19 protein-coding genes are annotated in these 15,518 nt (G+C 64.4%); 14 read left to right on the forward strand and 5 right to left on the reverse strand.

Annotation, left to right across the window (positions count from 1 at the left end; all coding sequences use genetic code 11):
- Positions 1-12 precede the first annotated feature (12 nt).
- The gene (locus H8A92_RS34910; RefSeq protein ID WP_229199878.1) at positions 13-1,377 is read right to left on the reverse strand and encodes a histidine kinase; all 1,365 of its coding nucleotides are present in this window, start codon (positions 1,375-1,377) and stop codon (positions 13-15) included.
- A 181-nt stretch (positions 1,378-1,558) separates the two neighbouring features.
- On the opposite strand from H8A92_RS34910, the gene H8A92_RS34915 reads away from it, so the two are divergent.
- A complete protein-coding gene (locus H8A92_RS34915; RefSeq protein ID WP_163157676.1) occupies positions 1,559-2,179 on the forward strand; it encodes a response regulator transcription factor in 621 nt (206 codons plus the stop codon).
- A 24-nt stretch (positions 2,180-2,203) separates the two neighbouring features.
- The gene (fghA, locus tag H8A92_RS34920; RefSeq protein WP_229199879.1) at positions 2,204-3,049 is read left to right on the forward strand and encodes an S-formylglutathione hydrolase; all 846 of its coding nucleotides are present in this window, start codon (positions 2,204-2,206) and stop codon (positions 3,047-3,049) included.
- Positions 3,050-3,205: 156 nt separating this feature from the next.
- Here fghA and H8A92_RS34925 read toward each other — a convergent pair whose 3' ends face one another.
- On the reverse strand, positions 3,206-3,685 hold the full coding sequence (locus H8A92_RS34925) for a DUF3280 domain-containing protein (protein WP_229199892.1): 480 nt from the start codon (positions 3,683-3,685) through the stop codon (positions 3,206-3,208).
- A 209-nt stretch (positions 3,686-3,894) separates the two neighbouring features.
- On the opposite strand from H8A92_RS34925, the gene H8A92_RS34930 reads away from it, so the two are divergent.
- From H8A92_RS34930 to H8A92_RS34955, 6 genes are all read left to right on the forward strand, one after another.
- A complete protein-coding gene (locus H8A92_RS34930; protein ID WP_229199880.1) occupies positions 3,895-5,076 on the forward strand; it encodes an ABC transporter substrate-binding protein in 1,182 nt (393 codons plus the stop codon).
- A 5-nt stretch (positions 5,077-5,081) separates the two neighbouring features.
- Positions 5,082-6,059 carry a YVTN family beta-propeller repeat protein gene (locus H8A92_RS34935; RefSeq protein ID WP_229199881.1) on the forward strand — a complete coding sequence of 326 codons (978 nt, stop codon included), beginning with the start codon at positions 5,082-5,084 and terminating at the stop codon, positions 6,057-6,059.
- On the forward strand, positions 6,056-6,871 hold the full coding sequence (locus tag H8A92_RS34940; RefSeq protein WP_229199882.1) for an ABC transporter ATP-binding protein: 816 nt from the start codon (positions 6,056-6,058) through the stop codon (positions 6,869-6,871). The genes H8A92_RS34935 and H8A92_RS34940 overlap by 4 nt, the downstream gene beginning before the upstream one ends.
- Entirely contained in the window at positions 6,868-7,716 is an 849-nt protein-coding gene (locus H8A92_RS34945; protein ID WP_076859024.1) for an ABC transporter permease, read from the forward strand. Before H8A92_RS34940 ends, H8A92_RS34945 begins: the two co-directional genes overlap by 4 nt.
- Entirely contained in the window at positions 7,713-8,330 is a 618-nt protein-coding gene (locus H8A92_RS34950) for a hypothetical protein (RefSeq protein ID WP_229199883.1), read from the forward strand. The genes H8A92_RS34945 and H8A92_RS34950 overlap by 4 nt, the downstream gene beginning before the upstream one ends.
- A gap of 115 nt (positions 8,331-8,445) precedes the next feature.
- Positions 8,446-8,742, forward strand: a complete 297-nt coding sequence (locus H8A92_RS34955; protein WP_229181276.1) for a copper-binding protein — start codon at positions 8,446-8,448, stop codon at positions 8,740-8,742.
- A 24-nt stretch (positions 8,743-8,766) separates the two neighbouring features.
- On the opposite strand, the gene H8A92_RS34960 is transcribed toward H8A92_RS34955, so the two are convergent.
- Positions 8,767-9,321, reverse strand: coding sequence for a PQQ-dependent catabolism-associated CXXCW motif protein (locus tag H8A92_RS34960; RefSeq protein WP_229199884.1), 555 nt, complete (start codon positions 9,319-9,321; stop codon positions 8,767-8,769).
- Positions 9,318-10,199 carry a substrate-binding domain-containing protein gene (locus H8A92_RS34965; RefSeq protein ID WP_229199885.1) on the reverse strand — a complete coding sequence of 294 codons (882 nt, stop codon included), beginning with the start codon at positions 10,197-10,199 and terminating at the stop codon, positions 9,318-9,320. The genes H8A92_RS34960 and H8A92_RS34965 overlap by 4 nt, the downstream gene beginning before the upstream one ends.
- A 170-nt stretch (positions 10,200-10,369) precedes the next feature.
- On the opposite strand from H8A92_RS34965, the gene H8A92_RS34970 reads away from it, so the two are divergent.
- A complete protein-coding gene (locus H8A92_RS34970; RefSeq protein ID WP_229199886.1) occupies positions 10,370-11,296 on the forward strand; it encodes a quinoprotein relay system zinc metallohydrolase 2 in 927 nt (308 codons plus the stop codon).
- A gap of 44 nt (positions 11,297-11,340) precedes the next feature.
- A complete protein-coding gene (locus tag H8A92_RS34975; RefSeq protein ID WP_229199887.1) occupies positions 11,341-12,165 on the forward strand; it encodes a quinoprotein dehydrogenase-associated SoxYZ-like carrier in 825 nt (274 codons plus the stop codon).
- 35 nt (positions 12,166-12,200) lie between these two features.
- Here the strand turns inward: H8A92_RS34975 and H8A92_RS34980 are convergent, their stop codons facing one another.
- On the reverse strand, positions 12,201-12,542 hold the full coding sequence (locus H8A92_RS34980) for a hypothetical protein (protein WP_420831412.1): 342 nt from the start codon (positions 12,540-12,542) through the stop codon (positions 12,201-12,203).
- A 149-nt stretch (positions 12,543-12,691) separates the two neighbouring features.
- On the opposite strand from H8A92_RS34980, the gene H8A92_RS34985 reads away from it, so the two are divergent.
- From H8A92_RS34985 to H8A92_RS35000, 4 genes are read left to right on the forward strand one after another with little or no spacing between them, the layout of a single operon-like run.
- Positions 12,692-13,624, forward strand: coding sequence for an ABC transporter substrate-binding protein (locus tag H8A92_RS34985; RefSeq protein ID WP_229199893.1), 933 nt, complete (start codon positions 12,692-12,694; stop codon positions 13,622-13,624).
- A 2-nt stretch (positions 13,625-13,626) separates the two neighbouring features.
- Complete coding sequence (locus tag H8A92_RS34990; protein ID WP_229199889.1) at positions 13,627-14,364, forward strand: ABC transporter permease; 738 nt, start codon at positions 13,627-13,629, stop codon at positions 14,362-14,364.
- On the forward strand, positions 14,354-15,064 hold the full coding sequence (locus H8A92_RS34995; RefSeq protein WP_229199890.1) for an ABC transporter ATP-binding protein: 711 nt from the start codon (positions 14,354-14,356) through the stop codon (positions 15,062-15,064). The genes H8A92_RS34990 and H8A92_RS34995 overlap by 11 nt, the downstream gene beginning before the upstream one ends.
- 41 nt (positions 15,065-15,105) lie before the next feature.
- Positions 15,106-15,459, forward strand: a complete 354-nt coding sequence (locus H8A92_RS35000) for a hypothetical protein (RefSeq protein WP_229199891.1) — start codon at positions 15,106-15,108, stop codon at positions 15,457-15,459.
- Positions 15,460-15,518: the final 59 nt, after the last annotated feature.

Here is a 15,518-nt window from a genome sequence, read left to right on the forward strand (position 1 = left end):
TCTCATCACGCTCTAGGACCCCGCGGCCTTCGGCACCAGCGCCTCGACCGTGACGCCATCATCGGTGGAATTGATCTTCAGCGTGCCGCCGAGCGCAAGGATTCGCTCCTGCATGCCGGTCAAACCGCGGCCAAGCCGGTGATCCCTGAGCAGGCCGCGGCCATTGTCGCGAACCCGCACCAGCGCGCAGCGGCGGTTGCCTCGCAGGCCGGCCTGCCGTTCCGCGGGCTCGATCGTGATATCGACTGCCGTCGCGCCAGCGTGGCGGAACACGTTGGTGAGCGCTTCCTGGACGATGCGATAGATCGTCAGATCGGCCATCTCGCCGGTATCGCCGAGATCAGCCGATATGCGGCTCTCGATCTCCACTTCGGGATGCGACTCACTCCAGAGCCGCACCAGCGCGCCGAGCGCTTCCACGAGCCCGAGCTCGGCCAATCCGACCGGCCGCAATCGCTCCAGGATGCGGCGGGTGAACTGCTGGAGCGCGTTGACCTGCTCGAGGATGGCGTTGCCATGCTTGCGCAGCGCGGACGGATCGGGCTTTTCGAGCTCCGACAGCCGGGTCAGCGCGCCGGCATGCGCGCGCAGCGCGAACAGATAGGGCCCGAACTCATCGTGCAGTTCGCGCGCAATCTCCTTGCGCTCGGAATCCTGCAGTGACACCGCGCGTTCGGCCAGCTGCCGCTTGCTGTCCACGGCCTCGCCCAGCGTCGCCGCCAGATGGTTCAGTTTGGCACAGATCGCAGCCAATTCCGGCGATCCGCCCGGTTCGACGCGGACATCATAGTCGCCCGCCTCGATACCGGTCATGGCCTGCGACAGCGCCTCCAGTGGCGCCAGCGCGCGGCCGACCACCAGCATGGTCACCAGAAGCAGCGCCAGCGCGATCGCGGAGCCGACCTCGAGCTGGGTGACGATACCGTCCCAGATCTCGGCGATTTCGTCGTCAGGATGCGAGGTGATGACGAGCGATTGCGCCTTGCCGTGAACCGAGACCGGCACCCGCACCGAGGTCTGCTCGGGATGCACCAGCGCGACGAACCACTCCGGCGCGGCGCGCGGTTCACTGGCGTCCTGCGGGCGCTCGGGGGATATTGCCGTCGCGTCATCATGCCGCGTGATGCTGACGTGACGCAGTCGACTCAAGTCCTGGACGATCTGATCGAGCCGCGCATCGGGATCGGGCGCTTCGTCGAGACCGGCCACGATCGTCGCAACAAATTCTCGTGCCAAGCGGATGACACTGCGGTCCTCGGCCTGGACGCGCGGCCCCGCTTCGAGCACGAGCCGCGCAATATTGATGCCGAGCCCAAGCGCCAATATCAGCGCCAGCAGCGCGTTGATCCGTGCGCGCAAGGATAGTTTTTGCCACATGGCGTTGCCCCCGACCGCGATCCCTCCTCCGAGAGGATCGTTGACAGCCAAATTTGCCCGGCTATCTAATCGCACCCTATCGCAATCTCGTGCGAGGTGCACAACCGGTCGGAACCGAGGTGTTCTTCGTGCAAACCGATGTAACGACGAGTGAATCGAAGCAAGTCGCCGGAACAACGCCATGCGCATTCTGATCGTTGATGATCATCCCATCGTTGCTTCCGGTTGTCGCACCGTGTTCGCCGACGACCCCGAGATCACCTTGCTGGAAGCGGCGGATGCCGAAAGCGGCGAACTGGCGTTCGTCGCGGAAAAGCCCGATCTCTGCGTGATCGACATCAACCTGCCGACCGTCTCCGGTTTCGAGTTGGCGCGCCGCATCCTGATGCGCGATGCATCCGCGCGTCTCATCATGTTCAGCATGAACGACGACCCGGTATTCGCCGCCCGCGCTATCGACATCGGCGCCAAAGGCTACGTCTCGAAGACCGGCGATCCCAATGACCTGGTCGAGGCGGTACGCGAAGTCGGCAATGGCGGCGTCTATCTGCCGCCCGCGATCGCACGCAACGTCGCCTTTGCGCGGCCGGGCTTTGCGCAGAATCCACTGTCCAAGCTCACCTCGCGCGAGATGGAGATCCTGCGCCTGCTCAGTTCCGGCAAGAGCCTGTCGGAAATCGCCTGGCTGGTGCATTCGTCTTACAAGACGGTCGCGAACACGTCATCGATCATGCGCCAGAAGCTTGGCGTGCGCACTTCGGCCGAACTGGTGCGCCTGGCGATCGAGAGCGGCGTCGCCTGACGCAGCGCTCCAACACAAAGGAATATGGCAATGCAGACGGTTTCCCAGAACAAGTCGCATGGCGGCACGCAAGGCGTCTACCGGCACCCAAGCCGCGAAACCAAGACGGACATGACCTTCTCGGTGTTCGTCCCGGAGCACACGGCCGGCGCCAAATTGCCTGTCGTCACCTATCTGTCGGGCCTGACCTGCACGCACGCCAACGTCACCGAGAAGGGTGAATTCCGCCAGGCCTGCGCGGAGCTCGGCCTGATCTTTGTCGCACCCGACACCAGCCCGCGCGGCGAAGGCGTTCCCGGAGATCCCGCCAATGCATATGATTTTGGTCTCGGCGCGGGCTTCTATGTTGACGCAACCGAGCAGCCGTTCGCGACCAATTACCGGATGTGGAGCTACGTCACCGAGGAATTGCCGAAGCTGATCGCCGAGCAGTTCCCGGTCGACACGTCGCGGCAATCGATCCTCGGTCACTCCATGGGCGGCCATGGCGCGCTCACGGTGGCGCTGACCTATCCCAATCGCTATCGCGCAGCCAGCGCGTTCGCGCCGATCGTGGCGCCGTCGCAGGTGCCGTGGGGTAACAAGGCGCTCGGCGGCTATCTCGGCAGCGACAAGCAGGCGTGGCGCAAGCACGATGCGGTGGCACTGATCGAGGACGGCGCCCGCTTCTCCGGTCTATTGGTCGACTACGGCGACGCCGACGGCTTCCTCACCGAACAGCTGCGGCCCGAACTCCTGAAAGCTGCCTGCGAGAAGGCCGACATTCCCCTCACCTTGCGGCGTCAGCCGGGCTACGACCACAGCTACTACTTCATCTCGACCTTCATGGCCGATCACCTGCGCTGGCACGCCGCACGGCTGAAGGCGTGATGCAATCCCTCCCCGTCATCCTGAGGAGCGCGTAGCGCGTCTCGAAGGATGAACGGCCCGGCCGGTGCCCGTGCATCCTTCGAGGCTCGCCCAGCGGCGCAATTGCGCCGCAAGGCTCGCACCTCAGGATGACGGAGGTACATTCGTGCACCTAGTCTATCGCGCCTGCGGCGCGCCGTAGTTTGGCGCGAGCAGACGGTTGCGTACGAGGTAATCGGTGGCGCGCGACCAGGATTCGTCGGTATTGCCGCGCATGTCGGCGCTCGCGGCGGCCACCAATTGCCCGGTGTGCACGTCGCGCAGATAGAGATTGATGTTGAGGATGAGGTTCGAGACCTTCTGCACCACGCCGGTCATCGCAAGGTCGGCGCCGAGCTCGCCGGCCAGCTTCACGTCGCATCCGCCGCAGGCCTGAAGATTGCTTCCGTGCGCCGCAGCATTGACGGGCGCGATATCGAGCACGCGGAACTTGCCGGAGTCTGCGAGCTCCTTGCGGACCTGATCGCCGGTCCGCAGCAGCCGCGCCTGCTCGTCGGTCCGCGGCCCGTCGACCTCGCCCTGAAGGCTGGTGTCGATCATCTCGAGGTCGAACACCGCAAGCTTGGGCGGCTCGGCACGGGCCGCCGCCACAGACATCACCAGCAAGGATACGACGACGGTCAACGCTGATCTCATGCAAACCCTGATCTCATGATTGTGACCCAATCGAATTTGTAACCTCGCAACGACAAAAAGCGGGGTTGCAAGCCAGGCCAATTCCGTCATCTTGCACATCAACGCATGGCCGGAAAAGCGGAAGCTTTCGACAATGCCATGCCGAGTGAGGAAAGACTGCGGGAGGAATTATGTTCCGATGGCTGATCGGCACGATCGCGCTCAGCATGATGGCGACCGGAGCGCTGGCGGCTGATCCCGTCGAGATCCATATCGGCTATCTCGGCCATGCCGGCGTCAAATCGACGCTCTCGCTGGTTCAGCAGCCGGCCGACAATGACGGCATCGCCGGCGCCCGCCTCGCGATCGAGGACAACAATACGACCGGAAAATTTCTCAACCAGCGCTTCGTGCTCGATGAGGCCAAGGTCAAGGACAGCGACGATGTCGCCAAGGTCGCGACCGATCTCGCCGGCCGCAACGACTTTATCATCACCGATTTGTCCGCCGATGCCCTGCTCAAGGTCGCCGATGCGCTGCACGACCGCGGCACCGTGCTGCTGAACGCGGGCGCGACCGACGACCGGCTGCGCGAGCAGGACTGCCGCGCCAATGTCATCCATATCGCGCCGACCCGCTCGATGCTGGCCGACGCGCTCGGCCAATACCTGGTGTGGAAGCAGTGGAAGCGCTGGCTGCTGGTGGTCGGCTCGCACGATCAGGACAAGCTTTACGCCGACGCGCTGCGCCGCGCCGCCACGCGCTTCGGCGCCAAGATCGTTCAGGAGCGGACATTCGAGGATACCGGTGGCGCCCGCCGCACCGACAGCGGCGTGACGCTGATCCAGCGCCAGATGCCGGTGTTCACGCAGCAGGCGCCGGCCTACGACGTGCTCGTCGCCGCCGACGAGAGCGAGATGTTCGCGAACTATCTGCCTTACCGGACCTGGGACCCGCGGCCGGTGGCGGGCTCGGCGGGACTGGTGCCGACCAGTTGGGACGCAACGCATGACCAATGGGGCGCCGTCCAGATTCAGAACCGCTTCGTCAAGCTGAACATGCGGCGGATGACGGCGCTCGACATGCAGGCCTGGACCGCGGCCCGCATGATCGGCGAAGCCACATCCCGCACCAATTCGGGCGACCCAGAGAGGGTCATCGCCTTCCTCAAGGGCAAGGATTTCTCGATCGCCGCCTTCAAGGGCACGCGATTGACCCTGCGAGACTGGAATTGGCAACTCCGTCAGCCGATCCTGCTGGCCGATGGTCGTATGGTGGTCTCGGTCTCGCCGCAGGAAGGTTTCCTGCATCAGGTCTCCGAACTCGATACGCTCGGAGTTGACCGCCCTGAAACGAAGTGCAAGCTGCAGTAAGGGAGATGAAACGCATGTGGCGCGGCTGTCTGTTGACCGGGATGCTCGTTTGGCTTGCCGCGACACCGGCGTCCGCCTTCGTTGCCTACGTCTCCAATGAGAAGGGCAACACCGTCACCGTGATCGACACCAACAGCTGGGCCGTGACCAAGACCATCAAGGTCGGCCAGCGGCCGCGCGGCATCGAGTTCTCGCGCGATGGCAAGTTCGTGATGGTCGCGGTCGGCGATGACGACACGATCCAGGTGATCGACACCAAGACCCAGGAGATCGTCGACACCCTGCCCTCCGGCCCCGACCCCGAATTGTTCACCCAGGATGCCGCCGGCAAGACCATGTATGTCGCCAATGAGAACGACAACACGGTCACCGTGATCGATCTGGAGAAGCGCGCCCGGCTCGGCGACATCCAGGTCGGCGTCGAGCCAGAGGGCATGACGATCAGTCCGGACGGCAAGATCCTGATCAACACGTCCGAAACCACCAACATGGCGCATTTCATCGACACCACGACGCGCCAGATCGTCGCCAATGTGCTGGTCGATTCGCGGCCGCGCTTCGCCCAGTTCAAGCGCGACGGCTCCGAATTGTGGGTCTCCTCGGAGATCGGCGGCACCGTGTCGATCGTCGATCCGGTCAAGCGCGAGGTGACCGGCAAGATCACCTTCGAAATCCCGGGCCTGCGCAACGAAGCGATCCAGCCCGTCGGCATCGGCATGACCAAGGACGGCAAGACCGCGTTCGTCGCGCTCGGCCCGGCCAACCGGGTCGCGGTGGTCGATGGCGCGACCCACAAGGTCCTCAAATATCTCCTGGTCGGCCAGCGGGTCTGGCACATGGATTTCACTCCCGACGAAAAATATCTGATGGTCACCAACGGCGTCTCGAACGACGTCTCGGTGATCGACGTCGCGGCCCAGAAGGTGATCAAGACCATTCAGGTCGGCGAACTGCCCTGGGGGATCACGATCGCGCAGCCATGACCGCAACCGACGCCCATATCACGAGCCAGTCTTCGCCGGATGCAGGCCCTGTCGCGGCCGTGCAGCCCGCATTGTCGATCGGCAATGTCAGCCACAGCTACGGCCCGCGGCGCGCCCTGATCGACGTCAATTTCACGGTTCAGCCGGCGAGCTTCACCGCCCTGCTGGGTCTCAACGGCGCCGGCAAGAGCACGTTGTTCTCGCTGGTGACGCGGTTGTTCGGCATCCAGAACGGCCAGATCAAGATCTTCGGCCACGATATCAGCCGGACGCCGGGCGAGGCGCTGCGGCTGATGGGCGTCGTGTTCCAGCCGCGCACACTCGATCTCGATCTCTCGCTGACGCAGAACCTGCTCTATCACGCCGCGCTGCACGGCATCTCGCGACGCGAAGCGCGGCTGCGCAGCGCCGAGGTGCTCACGCGCATCGGCCTTGCCGACCGCGCCGGCAGCAAGGTGCGCGATCTCTCCGGCGGCCAAATGCGTCGACTCGAGATCGCCCGCGCATTGCTGCACCGTCCCCGACTGTTGCTGCTCGACGAGGCCACCGTCGGGCTCGACGTCAAGGCGCGCGCCGACATCCTCGACCATGTCCGTCAGCTCGTCACCGAACAGGGCATCGGCGTGCTGTGGGCGACGCATTTGTTCGACGAGATCATGCCGGCCGACGACCTCGTCGTGCTGCATCAGGGCCGGATGCTGGCGCACGGCCCGATGGCGCGCGTGATCGCCGATGCCGGCGCGCAGGACGTCAACACGGCGTTCATGCGCCTGACCGGCACGGCAACCCTCACCGGAAGACCGCCCACATGAGCAGCACGACGGTCACGCCCGAGCGCAGCGGCTTCTCGCTGTCGGAATACATCGTCTGCCTGAACGGCATCGTCTGGCGCGAGGCGCTGCGCTTCCTGCACCAGCGCGAGCGCTTCGTCTCGGCGTTGGTCAGGCCGCTGGTCTGGCTGTTCATCTTTGCGGCCGGCTTTCGTCAGGTGCTCGGCATCTCGATCATCCCGCCCTATGAGACCTACATCCTCTACGAGGTCTATATAGCGCCCGGCCTGATGGCGATGATCCAGCTGTTCAACGGCATGCAATCCTCGCTGTCGATGGTCTACGACCGCGAGATGGGCAACATGCGCACGCTGCTCGTCAGCCCGTTGCCGCGCGGCTATCTGCTGTTCTGCAAGCTGCTCGCCGGCACCGCGGTGTCGCTGCTTCAGGTCTACGCCTTCCTCCTGATCGCATGGTTCTGGGACATCACGCCGCCGACCATCGGCTACCTCACGGTGCTGCCGGCGTTGGTGCTGTCGGGCCTGATGCTCGGCGCATTGGGCATGCTGATCTCGGCCAGCATCAAGCAGCTCGAAAACTTCGCCGGCGTGATGAACTTTGTGATCTTCCCGATGTTCTTTGCATCATCGGCCCTCTATCCGCTCTGGCGCGTGCAGGAAGGCAGTCCGATGCTGTATTATGTCTGCCAGTGCAATCCGTTCACGCATGCGGTGGAGCTGATCCGGTTTGCCCTGTACGGCAAGATGAACTGGGTCTCGCTCGCGGTGGTCGGCGGCTGCACGGTGGTGTTCATGATCGGCGCGATCCTGGCTTACGATCCATCGCGCGGCCTGGTGCGCCGCGGCCCCGGCGGAGGCGAGGCATGACAGGCTGGCGGTTAGCACTGGGTACGCTGCTCGCGACGGTTCTGTCGAACCAGGCCGCATCGGCTGCGGACCCGCGTTATCCGGACTGGCCCTGCCAGCAGGCCAAGGTGCCCGAGATCTCGCTCGCCGCGGTCTGGGCCGGGCCGCCACTCGGCGATGCCGAGACCAAATGGAAGGACGATCCGAATATCAGCGCGCTGGCGACCAAGCTCGCGGCGCGCCGCATCCCCCTGGAGGAGGCGCAAAAGGAAATCACCGAGTTCCTGTCTGCCGCCGCGGCCGACAAGGCCAATGCGGGAAAACTGCTGTTTGCAGGCCTGTTCGATACGCTCAACGGGCAGCGGGCCTCGGTCATGAACGGGCTGGAGCGTGTGATGCGCAAGCAGCGCGAGGCTGCGGAGAAGATCCGCGACGACACGATCGCGCTGCAAAAGCTGCAGGACGCCACCCCGCCGGACCAGGCCAAGGTCGATGAACTCGGCAACCAGCTGGTCTGGGAGACCCGGATCTTCGAGGACCGCGGGCGTGTGGTGAAATTCGTCTGCGAGGTGCCGACCACCATCGATCAGCGCCTGTTCGCGCTGGGCCGCACCATCCAGCAGGAACTGGATTGAGGCCTGCGACCGACCGTCCCCGGGCGATCACCGGGGTGCCGGCGCCGGGTTTATCCGGAACAAACTGCGCTGCCCGCTCGTTGACTCCAACTATATCTGAAGTTGGGAGACCTCGATGAGAGCAGCCAAGATCGTCATGACCAGCCTCGCTGCTGCGAGCCTGATCACCTCAGCGGCTTTGGCCCAGCAACCGATGACCGGAATAGTCACCAAGATTGACCGATTGAGTGGGACCATTTCGCTCCAACAGACGCAAAGCGGAACGGTGGGCGCGGCCGGCGGCGCGATCCAGGAATACAAGGTGCCCAAGGGACAGTCGCTGGAGGACTTCCACGCCGGCGACAAGGTGACGTTCACCACCACAGACAGCGATGGCGGCAGGACCATCAACAAGCTCGACAAGCAGAAATAACCGGCATGACGCGTGAGGACGGGCTCAATGCTCGCCCTCGCGCGGCTCTGGCTCCACATCTGCCAGCGGCAGATTGGCACGCCCCCAGCCGTCGGTTCCCTCCGGATACCACGCCACGTTGCGGTAGCCGTGGGCGAGCGTGCGCTTGGCTGCGTTCCACGACATCCAGCAATTCTCCTGGCAATAGATCACGAGCAATCTTGCCTTGTCGTCGCCGGAGGCGCGGGCCAGCCCGCGTCGCAGATAATCCTCGGTCGATGCGGCGAGCTTGCCGTAGCCGGTGTCGGGCAGCCAGATGCTGCCGGGGATAGCGGAATGGGGCCGTTCGCGCCACACCGTGCCGGCGGGCAGATTTGGCTTCGGCGCGCGCGGCAGCACGTCGACGAAGGCGCCCGACTTGTCGCGCCAGATCGCTTCCGCTTCCGCCGTCGTCAGCACGCGTGCGCCGGCAAGTGTTGCCGGCACCGGTGCGCGATAATCCTCGGTACGATAGCCCTCGGGCTCTGCGGGCTGGTCCTGCGCGCGGACGGGCGAAGCGGCGACGACCGTCACCGCAAGCAAGGCCGCGAGCCTGATCATGGCGACTTGGTCGCGGTCTCCGGCCCGATCGGACGGTCGTTCTCGTCGAGCAGCGGCACGCCGTATTCGAGCAGGATCTTGTTGATCTCCGGCTGGTTCTCCTGGATCAGGCGATTGAGCTGCCGCTTCCAGTTCTGGTCGGACCCACGCACGCCCATGCCGATCCGATAGACCAGCTTCGGACCGCTGGTCTCCTTGACCAGCGGCGTGATATGCAGCGGCGGATTCGCCTTCTTGGCATAAAAGCCCGCCATCGGCCCCCACAGGATGCCGGCATCGATCTCGCCCTTTTCGAGATCGTTCATCATCGCCTCGGCCGAAGAATCGTAGCGCGTATCGATCATCAGCGGATAAGGCTTCGCATTGCTCATCAGACCGTTGATGGCCATGTTGGTCGCCGGCGGCGTTCCCGCGACGATGCCGATATGCTTGCCCTTCAGCCGCTCATCCTCGAGCGTCGTAACCTCATCGAGCCCACTGCCCGGCTTGGCGACGATCGCATAGGCCGTGCGGTAATAGGGATTGGTGCCCTGCGCGAGGTCATCGCCCTGCGGAAATCCCATGATCACGTCGCAGCGGTGCGAACCGAGCGTCATTCGCACGAAGCCGGTCGCCTGCGGAAAGAACATGTAGTCGAGCTTCTTTTGCAGCTTCCCGGCCAGCAGCTCGCCGATCTTGTTCTCAAAGCCCTCGCCCTTGTCGTTGGAGAACGGCAGGTTGCGCGGATCGGCGCAGATGCGGAGCACCCTGGGATCGACCAGCTCGATGGAGAGTTCGCCCTGCTCGTTGACCTGCGCGCGCGCGATGTCGCGGCCGGCGAGACAGACGATGAAGCCGGCAAGCACGAGCAGGACAGGACGACGTCCAACAACTCTCATTACGTGGTCTCCTCTTGATCGGACATGTCGCCAATATCCAGCAATTGCCCGGTGCGCCACGACGTGCAACAGGGATGATAGTGATCGCGACGGCGCCGCGTTGCTTGTTGCAGCGCAAACTTGAGCGCAACAACATCGATCGCGCGCTCCGGGAAAACTGAGGCGGAAACATGACTCATGGCGGTTCGGTGCTTGCGCTGCTCCTGATGCTTTGGGCGCCGACCATAGCGCGGGCGCAAGAGGCGGAATTGCCTGTGAGCGAAGTCGCTCCCGGAATCTTCGTTCACATCGGGGTCACCGCATTGATGACCAGCGAGAACGAAGGCGCCATCGCCAATGTGGGATTCGTGGTCGGCGACAGCGCCGTTGCCGTCATCGACACCGGCGGCAGCGTCCGCGAAGGACGGCAATTGCTCGCGGCAGTCCGCAGCCATAGCGACAAGCCGATCCGCTACGTGATCAACACCCACGCCCATCCGGACCACGGCTTCGGCAACGCGGCGTTCGTCGGTGACGGGACCAGCTTCGTCGGCCACAAGGCCATGCCCCGCGCGCTGGCAGCGCGTGGGCAATTCTATCTCGACGGGTTTCGCCGGACCATGGGCGACGCGCTGATCGACGAAGTCCGGATCATTCCCCCGACCGTGCTGGTCGACGACACGCTGAAGCTCGACCTCGGCGGACGGACCCTCACCCTGAAGGCATGGCCACCCGCCCATAGCGACAACGACCTCACGGTCTTCGATGAGCGCACCAAGACCCTGTTTGCAGGCGATATGGTGTTTCTCGAGCATATTCCCGTGGTCGACGGCAGCCTCAAGGGCTGGCTGCGCGCGCTGGACGACATCGCGGCGATCCCCGCCGCACGCGTGGTTCCCGGTCACGGACCCGTGAGCGCGTGGCCTGCGGCGCTTGCCGGCGAGCGGCGTTATCTTGAGACGCTGGCCGCAGACATTCGCGCGCTGATCGCAAGCGGCAAGCCGATCACGGCCGCGGCGGATCATGCCGCGGGCGGCGAGCGACCGCGCTGGCAATTGTTCGACGACTACAACGCCCGCAACGCAACTGCAGCATTCTCGGAAATTGAATGGGAGTAGCGGTTGGTCCTATAATGACGCCGCTCGCATAGGATCTCGCGAACATGACCGGACATCGGGCCCGCCTGCTTTGCATTGCCAGCCTCCTCACGATCGCGCTGGGCACACCGGCTGCCCGCGCGGCCGAGACCTATGATCCCTGGCCGGGCCTCGTCCAGGACATCTTCAGCAACCGCCCGATGAATGACGGCAACGATATCATCGGCATCGAGATGCCGACGCGCGCGGAAGACGCCGCGATCGTTCCGGTGACGCTGCGCAGCAGGCTGCAGCCCACCGACAGCCGCCGCCTCGTCGCGATCACGCTCGTCATTGATGAGAATCCCGCGCCGATGGCAGCGAAGTTCACGCTGGGGCCGAGCGCCAACGTCACCGAGATATCGACCCGCGTCCGCGTCAACAACTACACCAGCGTCCACGCCGTCGCGGAGCTCAGCGACGGCAAGCTCTATGTGAGCAAGGTCTACGTCAAGGCATCCGGCGGCTGCTCGGCGCCGGCCGGCAAGAACGTCGAGGAAGCAAAGAACCGGCTCGGCCAGATGCGCTACCGGCAATTCGCAACGTCCGAACAGGGGCCGGCGACGAGCACGCGGGAAGCCCAGATCATGATCGGGCATCCGAACAATTCAGGCCTGCAGATGGATCAGGTCACGCAGCTGTATATCCCGGCCTTCTTCGTCAACGAGCTGCACATCTGGCAGGACGATAGTCCGGTGCTCGCGATGGAGGGTGGAATCTCGATTTCCGAGGACCCCAATATCCGCTTCACCTACGTCTCGAATGGCGCCAAGCACTTCCGTGCCGAAGCCAAGGACACCGACGGGCACATCTTCGAGCACGAATGGAAGGTCGAGAATCCCGGGACCTAGAATGAGGGGCCCTGACGCGTTCGCACGATCAAACGCTAAAAGCACCTGACTTCGGCTTCGGCCTGGGCGCGCCTGAGATCGTTGAGCGCGTTCGCTGCCTGCTCGGACGAGCGGAACTGGCCGCCCAGATTGCCGCGCACCTGCGCCATGCTCAGCACGGTCTCGGCGGTGACATAGCGATCATAGGGGATGATCGAGGCGACCACGTCGATCGAGCACGAACATTGCTCGATCGACTGCCTGGATTCGCCGTTGGCCTTCATGCAGCCGAACACATATTCCGCCCGTGCCGAGGTCGGATAGTCATTGATCTCCTGGGCCCGCACGCCGACGGCCGTCCCGGCGAGCGCCAGGATGGCGACAATCGGTCGTAGCATGCCGGCTCCTGCCATGGTCCTGCTTCCTCTTCTCTTTCCGCAAGCTATGCTATGGATGTTGATCAGAAAAGAAAACATTCGGGGAAGTGGCTCAACAAACGATGATCATCTCTGTACGCACGGTGTTGGCTGCGGCAGTCCTGGCGGTCATGCAGTTCGGCACCTCGTGCTTCGCGGAGACCATCCGCGTTGCAGCGCAGAAGACCGGAACGCTGGCCTGGGAACTGGCCGTCATTCGCTCCCATGGTCTCGACAAGAAGGCCAATCTGTCGATCGACGTCGTCGAGCTCGCCAGCCCCGAGGCCGGCAAGATCGCGCTGCGCTCCGGCACGGCCGACGTGATGGTGTCCGACTGGCCCTGGGTGTCGCGCGAACGTTCGCTCGGCGCCAAGCTGCAATTCTATCCCTATTCGAGCGCGTTGGGCGCCGTGATGGTGCCGGACTCCTCCCCGGTCAAGACGCTAGCGGACCTCAAGGGACGCAAGCTTGCAATTGCCGGCGGCGCGATCGACAAGAGCTGGCTGTTGCTGCAGGCCGCATCGAAGCAGGACGGCGTCGACCTGAAGTCGCAGTCGACCATCGTCTACGGCGCGCCGTCGCTGCTGGCCGCCAAGACGCTCGACGGCGAGATGGACGCGATGCTCAACTACTGGAATTTCTGCGCCGCGCTTGAAGCCAAGGGCTTCCGCCGTCTCGCCGGCATGGAAGACGTCCTGAAAAAGCTCGGCGGCAAGGGCCGCATCGCGATGATCGGCTACGTGTTCGACGAAGGCTGGGCCAATTCCAACAAGGATCTGGTGGCCCGTTTCATCGCCGTGACGCGTGCCGCAAAGGATATCCTTGCGACTTCAGATGCCGAATGGGACACGATCGCGCCGCTCACCGGCGCGCAGGATGCCGCAACGCTCCATGCCTATCGCGATCGCTACCGCGAAGGCATCCCGCGCCGTCCGATTGCTGACGAAGAAGCGGATGCCCGCGTGGTCTACCGGGTGCTGGTGCAACTCGGCGGCCGCGATCTGGTCGGGACGGCGACCGAGCTCGATCCCGGCACCTTCTATCAAGCGATCCCGGGAGACTAGCGGTGCTGCGTCTCCTGTCCTTCGCGCTGTTCATCGCGACCTGGTGGATAGCCTCGCTCGTGATCGGCGATGCGAAGCTGCCGGCGCCGCCGGCGGTGCTTGCGGTGCTCGCCACCGAAGCCCGGTCAGGCGCGCTGTTCGTCAATCTCGGCGCAACGCTGGCCCGCGTCGCGCTCGCCTTCACCCTTGCGATGGCGATCGGTTCGGCGATCGGCTACCTGATGGGCCGCGTCTCGCTCGCCAATCGCCTCGGCGATCCCTGGCTGATCCTGCTGCTCAACCTGCCGGCGCTGGTCGTCATCGTGCTTGCCTACATCTGGGCCGGGCTGACCGAGGTTGCGGCCATCACGGCCATCGCCATCAACAAGCTGCCGACCGCCGTGGTCACGCTGCGCGAGGGCGCGCGTGCACTCGACCCGGCGCTCGACGAGATGGCGACGGCATTCGCCATTCCACGCGGCCGCGCGTTCAGGCATGTGATCCTGCCGCAGCTCGCGCCCTACATTGCAGCCGCGGCGCGCTCCGGGCTCTCGCTGGTCTGGAAGATCGTGCTGGTCGCCGAATATCTGGGCCGCCCGAACGGCGTCGGGTTCGAGATCGGCGTCGCTTTCCAGCTGTTCGACATCCCGCTGCTGCTCGCCTACTCGCTGAGCTTTGCCGGCGTCGTGCTCGTCATCGAGACCCTGCTGGTGCAGCCGTTTGAAACCAGGCTAACGCGGTGGCGTCTCCGTGCAGCTTGAGGTCAATATCACAGGCAAGAGTTTCGAGAGCGCGGCCGGGAAGCGGCACGACGTGCTCGACAACGTCACCTTCAGCTTGAACGCCGGCGAGGTCGGCGTGCTGTTCGGCCCGTCCGGCTGCGGCAAGAGCACCCTGCTGCGGATACTCGCCGGACTCGATAGCAACTATGACGGCCGTGTCACGCGCTCGCCCGGCATGCGTCTTGGCATGGTGTTTCAGGAGCCGCGGCTGTTGCCCTGGCGCACCGTCGAGGAGAACGTCCGGCTGGCCGCGCCTGATGTCGACGAGCGCACGCTGTCGGCGCTGTTCGAGGTGCTCGAACTGAGCGCGCACCGCAACCATTTTCCCGGTGAGTTGTCGCTCGGCCTCGCCCGCCGCGTCGCGCTTGCCCGGGCCTTTGCCATCGAGCCGGATTTCCTGATCCTCGATGAGCCGCTGGCTTCGCTCGACAATGCGCTCGCCGGACGGCTGCGCGATCAGGTCGCCACCCTGGTGGCCAGCCGGAAGATGATGACGCTCCTGGTCACCCACGATCTGGACGACGCGGTCCGCCTCGGCGACCGCCTGTTCTTCCTGTCGGCGCGCCCGGCCCGAATCCTTCACGTCGAAACCATCGCGGCGCCACGTGCGGTGCGCAGCGAGCCCGAGATCGGCGAAATCAAGCGGCAGCTCGCACAGTTGGACCTTGCAAATATGTGAGACGCCGTCATCCTTGGACGAAAGCGGTAGGGAGAGGCTGAATGTCGCGTGGGTTGATTGTCGTTGGCGTTACGTTGCTCGTGCTGCCGGCGACAGTGCTCGCCCAAGGCAAGGGCAAGGGCATTCGGCTCTGGAATCTGACCAGCGCGACGATCTCGAGCTTCGAGCTGTCGCCGGCCGGCAAGAACGAATGGGGTCCCAACCAGACGCTCAACGACAAGGACAGGGAAGTCGACCACGACGAGCGCCTGCGCATCACCGGCGTCGAGCCGGGCCGCTACGACGCCAAGGTCGGCTACAGCGGAGGCAAGCAGTGTGTCGCCCGCGACGTCGAGATCAAGGCCGACGCCGTGTTCTCGGTCTCCGACAAGGATCTGAAGGATTGCAACAAATAGAACGCTAGAGCGGGTTTTGGTTGAATCGGCCGGGTGCGGTCTTCGTTTCACCTCTCCCC

Origin of the sequence: Bradyrhizobium acaciae (assembly GCF_020889785.1) — a bacterium.
GTDB lineage: Bacteria > Pseudomonadota > Alphaproteobacteria > Rhizobiales > Xanthobacteraceae > Bradyrhizobium > Bradyrhizobium acaciae.

What these genes read in the sequence shown, in the direction of transcription:
- H8A92_RS34910 (WP_229199878.1), bottom strand. Translation starts at nt 1,377, where the DNA reads ATGTGGCAAAAACTATCCTTGCGCGCACGGATCAACGCGCTGCTGGCG.
- H8A92_RS34915 (WP_163157676.1), top strand. Translation starts at nt 1,559, where the DNA reads ATGCGCATTCTGATCGTTGATGATCATCCCATCGTTGCTTCCGGTTGT.
- fghA (WP_229199879.1), top strand. Translation starts at nt 2,204, where the DNA reads ATGGCAATGCAGACGGTTTCCCAGAACAAGTCGCATGGCGGCACGCAA.
- H8A92_RS34925 (WP_229199892.1), bottom strand. Translation starts at nt 3,685, where the DNA reads ATGTCTGTGGCGGCGGCCCGTGCCGAGCCGCCCAAGCTTGCGGTGTTC.
- H8A92_RS34930 (WP_229199880.1), top strand. Translation starts at nt 3,895, where the DNA reads ATGTTCCGATGGCTGATCGGCACGATCGCGCTCAGCATGATGGCGACC.
- H8A92_RS34935 (WP_229199881.1), top strand. Translation starts at nt 5,082, where the DNA reads ATGAAACGCATGTGGCGCGGCTGTCTGTTGACCGGGATGCTCGTTTGG.
- H8A92_RS34940 (WP_229199882.1), top strand. Translation starts at nt 6,056, where the DNA reads ATGACCGCAACCGACGCCCATATCACGAGCCAGTCTTCGCCGGATGCA.
- H8A92_RS34945 (WP_076859024.1), top strand. Translation starts at nt 6,868, where the DNA reads ATGAGCAGCACGACGGTCACGCCCGAGCGCAGCGGCTTCTCGCTGTCG.
- H8A92_RS34950 (WP_229199883.1), top strand. Translation starts at nt 7,713, where the DNA reads ATGACAGGCTGGCGGTTAGCACTGGGTACGCTGCTCGCGACGGTTCTG.
- H8A92_RS34955 (WP_229181276.1), top strand. Translation starts at nt 8,446, where the DNA reads ATGAGAGCAGCCAAGATCGTCATGACCAGCCTCGCTGCTGCGAGCCTG.
- H8A92_RS34960 (WP_229199884.1), bottom strand. Translation starts at nt 9,321, where the DNA reads ATGATCAGGCTCGCGGCCTTGCTTGCGGTGACGGTCGTCGCCGCTTCG.
- H8A92_RS34965 (WP_229199885.1), bottom strand. Translation starts at nt 10,199, where the DNA reads ATGAGAGTTGTTGGACGTCGTCCTGTCCTGCTCGTGCTTGCCGGCTTC.
- H8A92_RS34970 (WP_229199886.1), top strand. Translation starts at nt 10,370, where the DNA reads ATGACTCATGGCGGTTCGGTGCTTGCGCTGCTCCTGATGCTTTGGGCG.
- H8A92_RS34975 (WP_229199887.1), top strand. Translation starts at nt 11,341, where the DNA reads ATGACCGGACATCGGGCCCGCCTGCTTTGCATTGCCAGCCTCCTCACG.
- H8A92_RS34980 (WP_420831412.1), bottom strand. Translation starts at nt 12,542, where the DNA reads ATGCTACGACCGATTGTCGCCATCCTGGCGCTCGCCGGGACGGCCGTC.
- H8A92_RS34985 (WP_229199893.1), top strand. Translation starts at nt 12,692, where the DNA reads ATGCAGTTCGGCACCTCGTGCTTCGCGGAGACCATCCGCGTTGCAGCG.
- H8A92_RS35000 (WP_229199891.1), top strand. Translation starts at nt 15,106, where the DNA reads ATGTCGCGTGGGTTGATTGTCGTTGGCGTTACGTTGCTCGTGCTGCCG.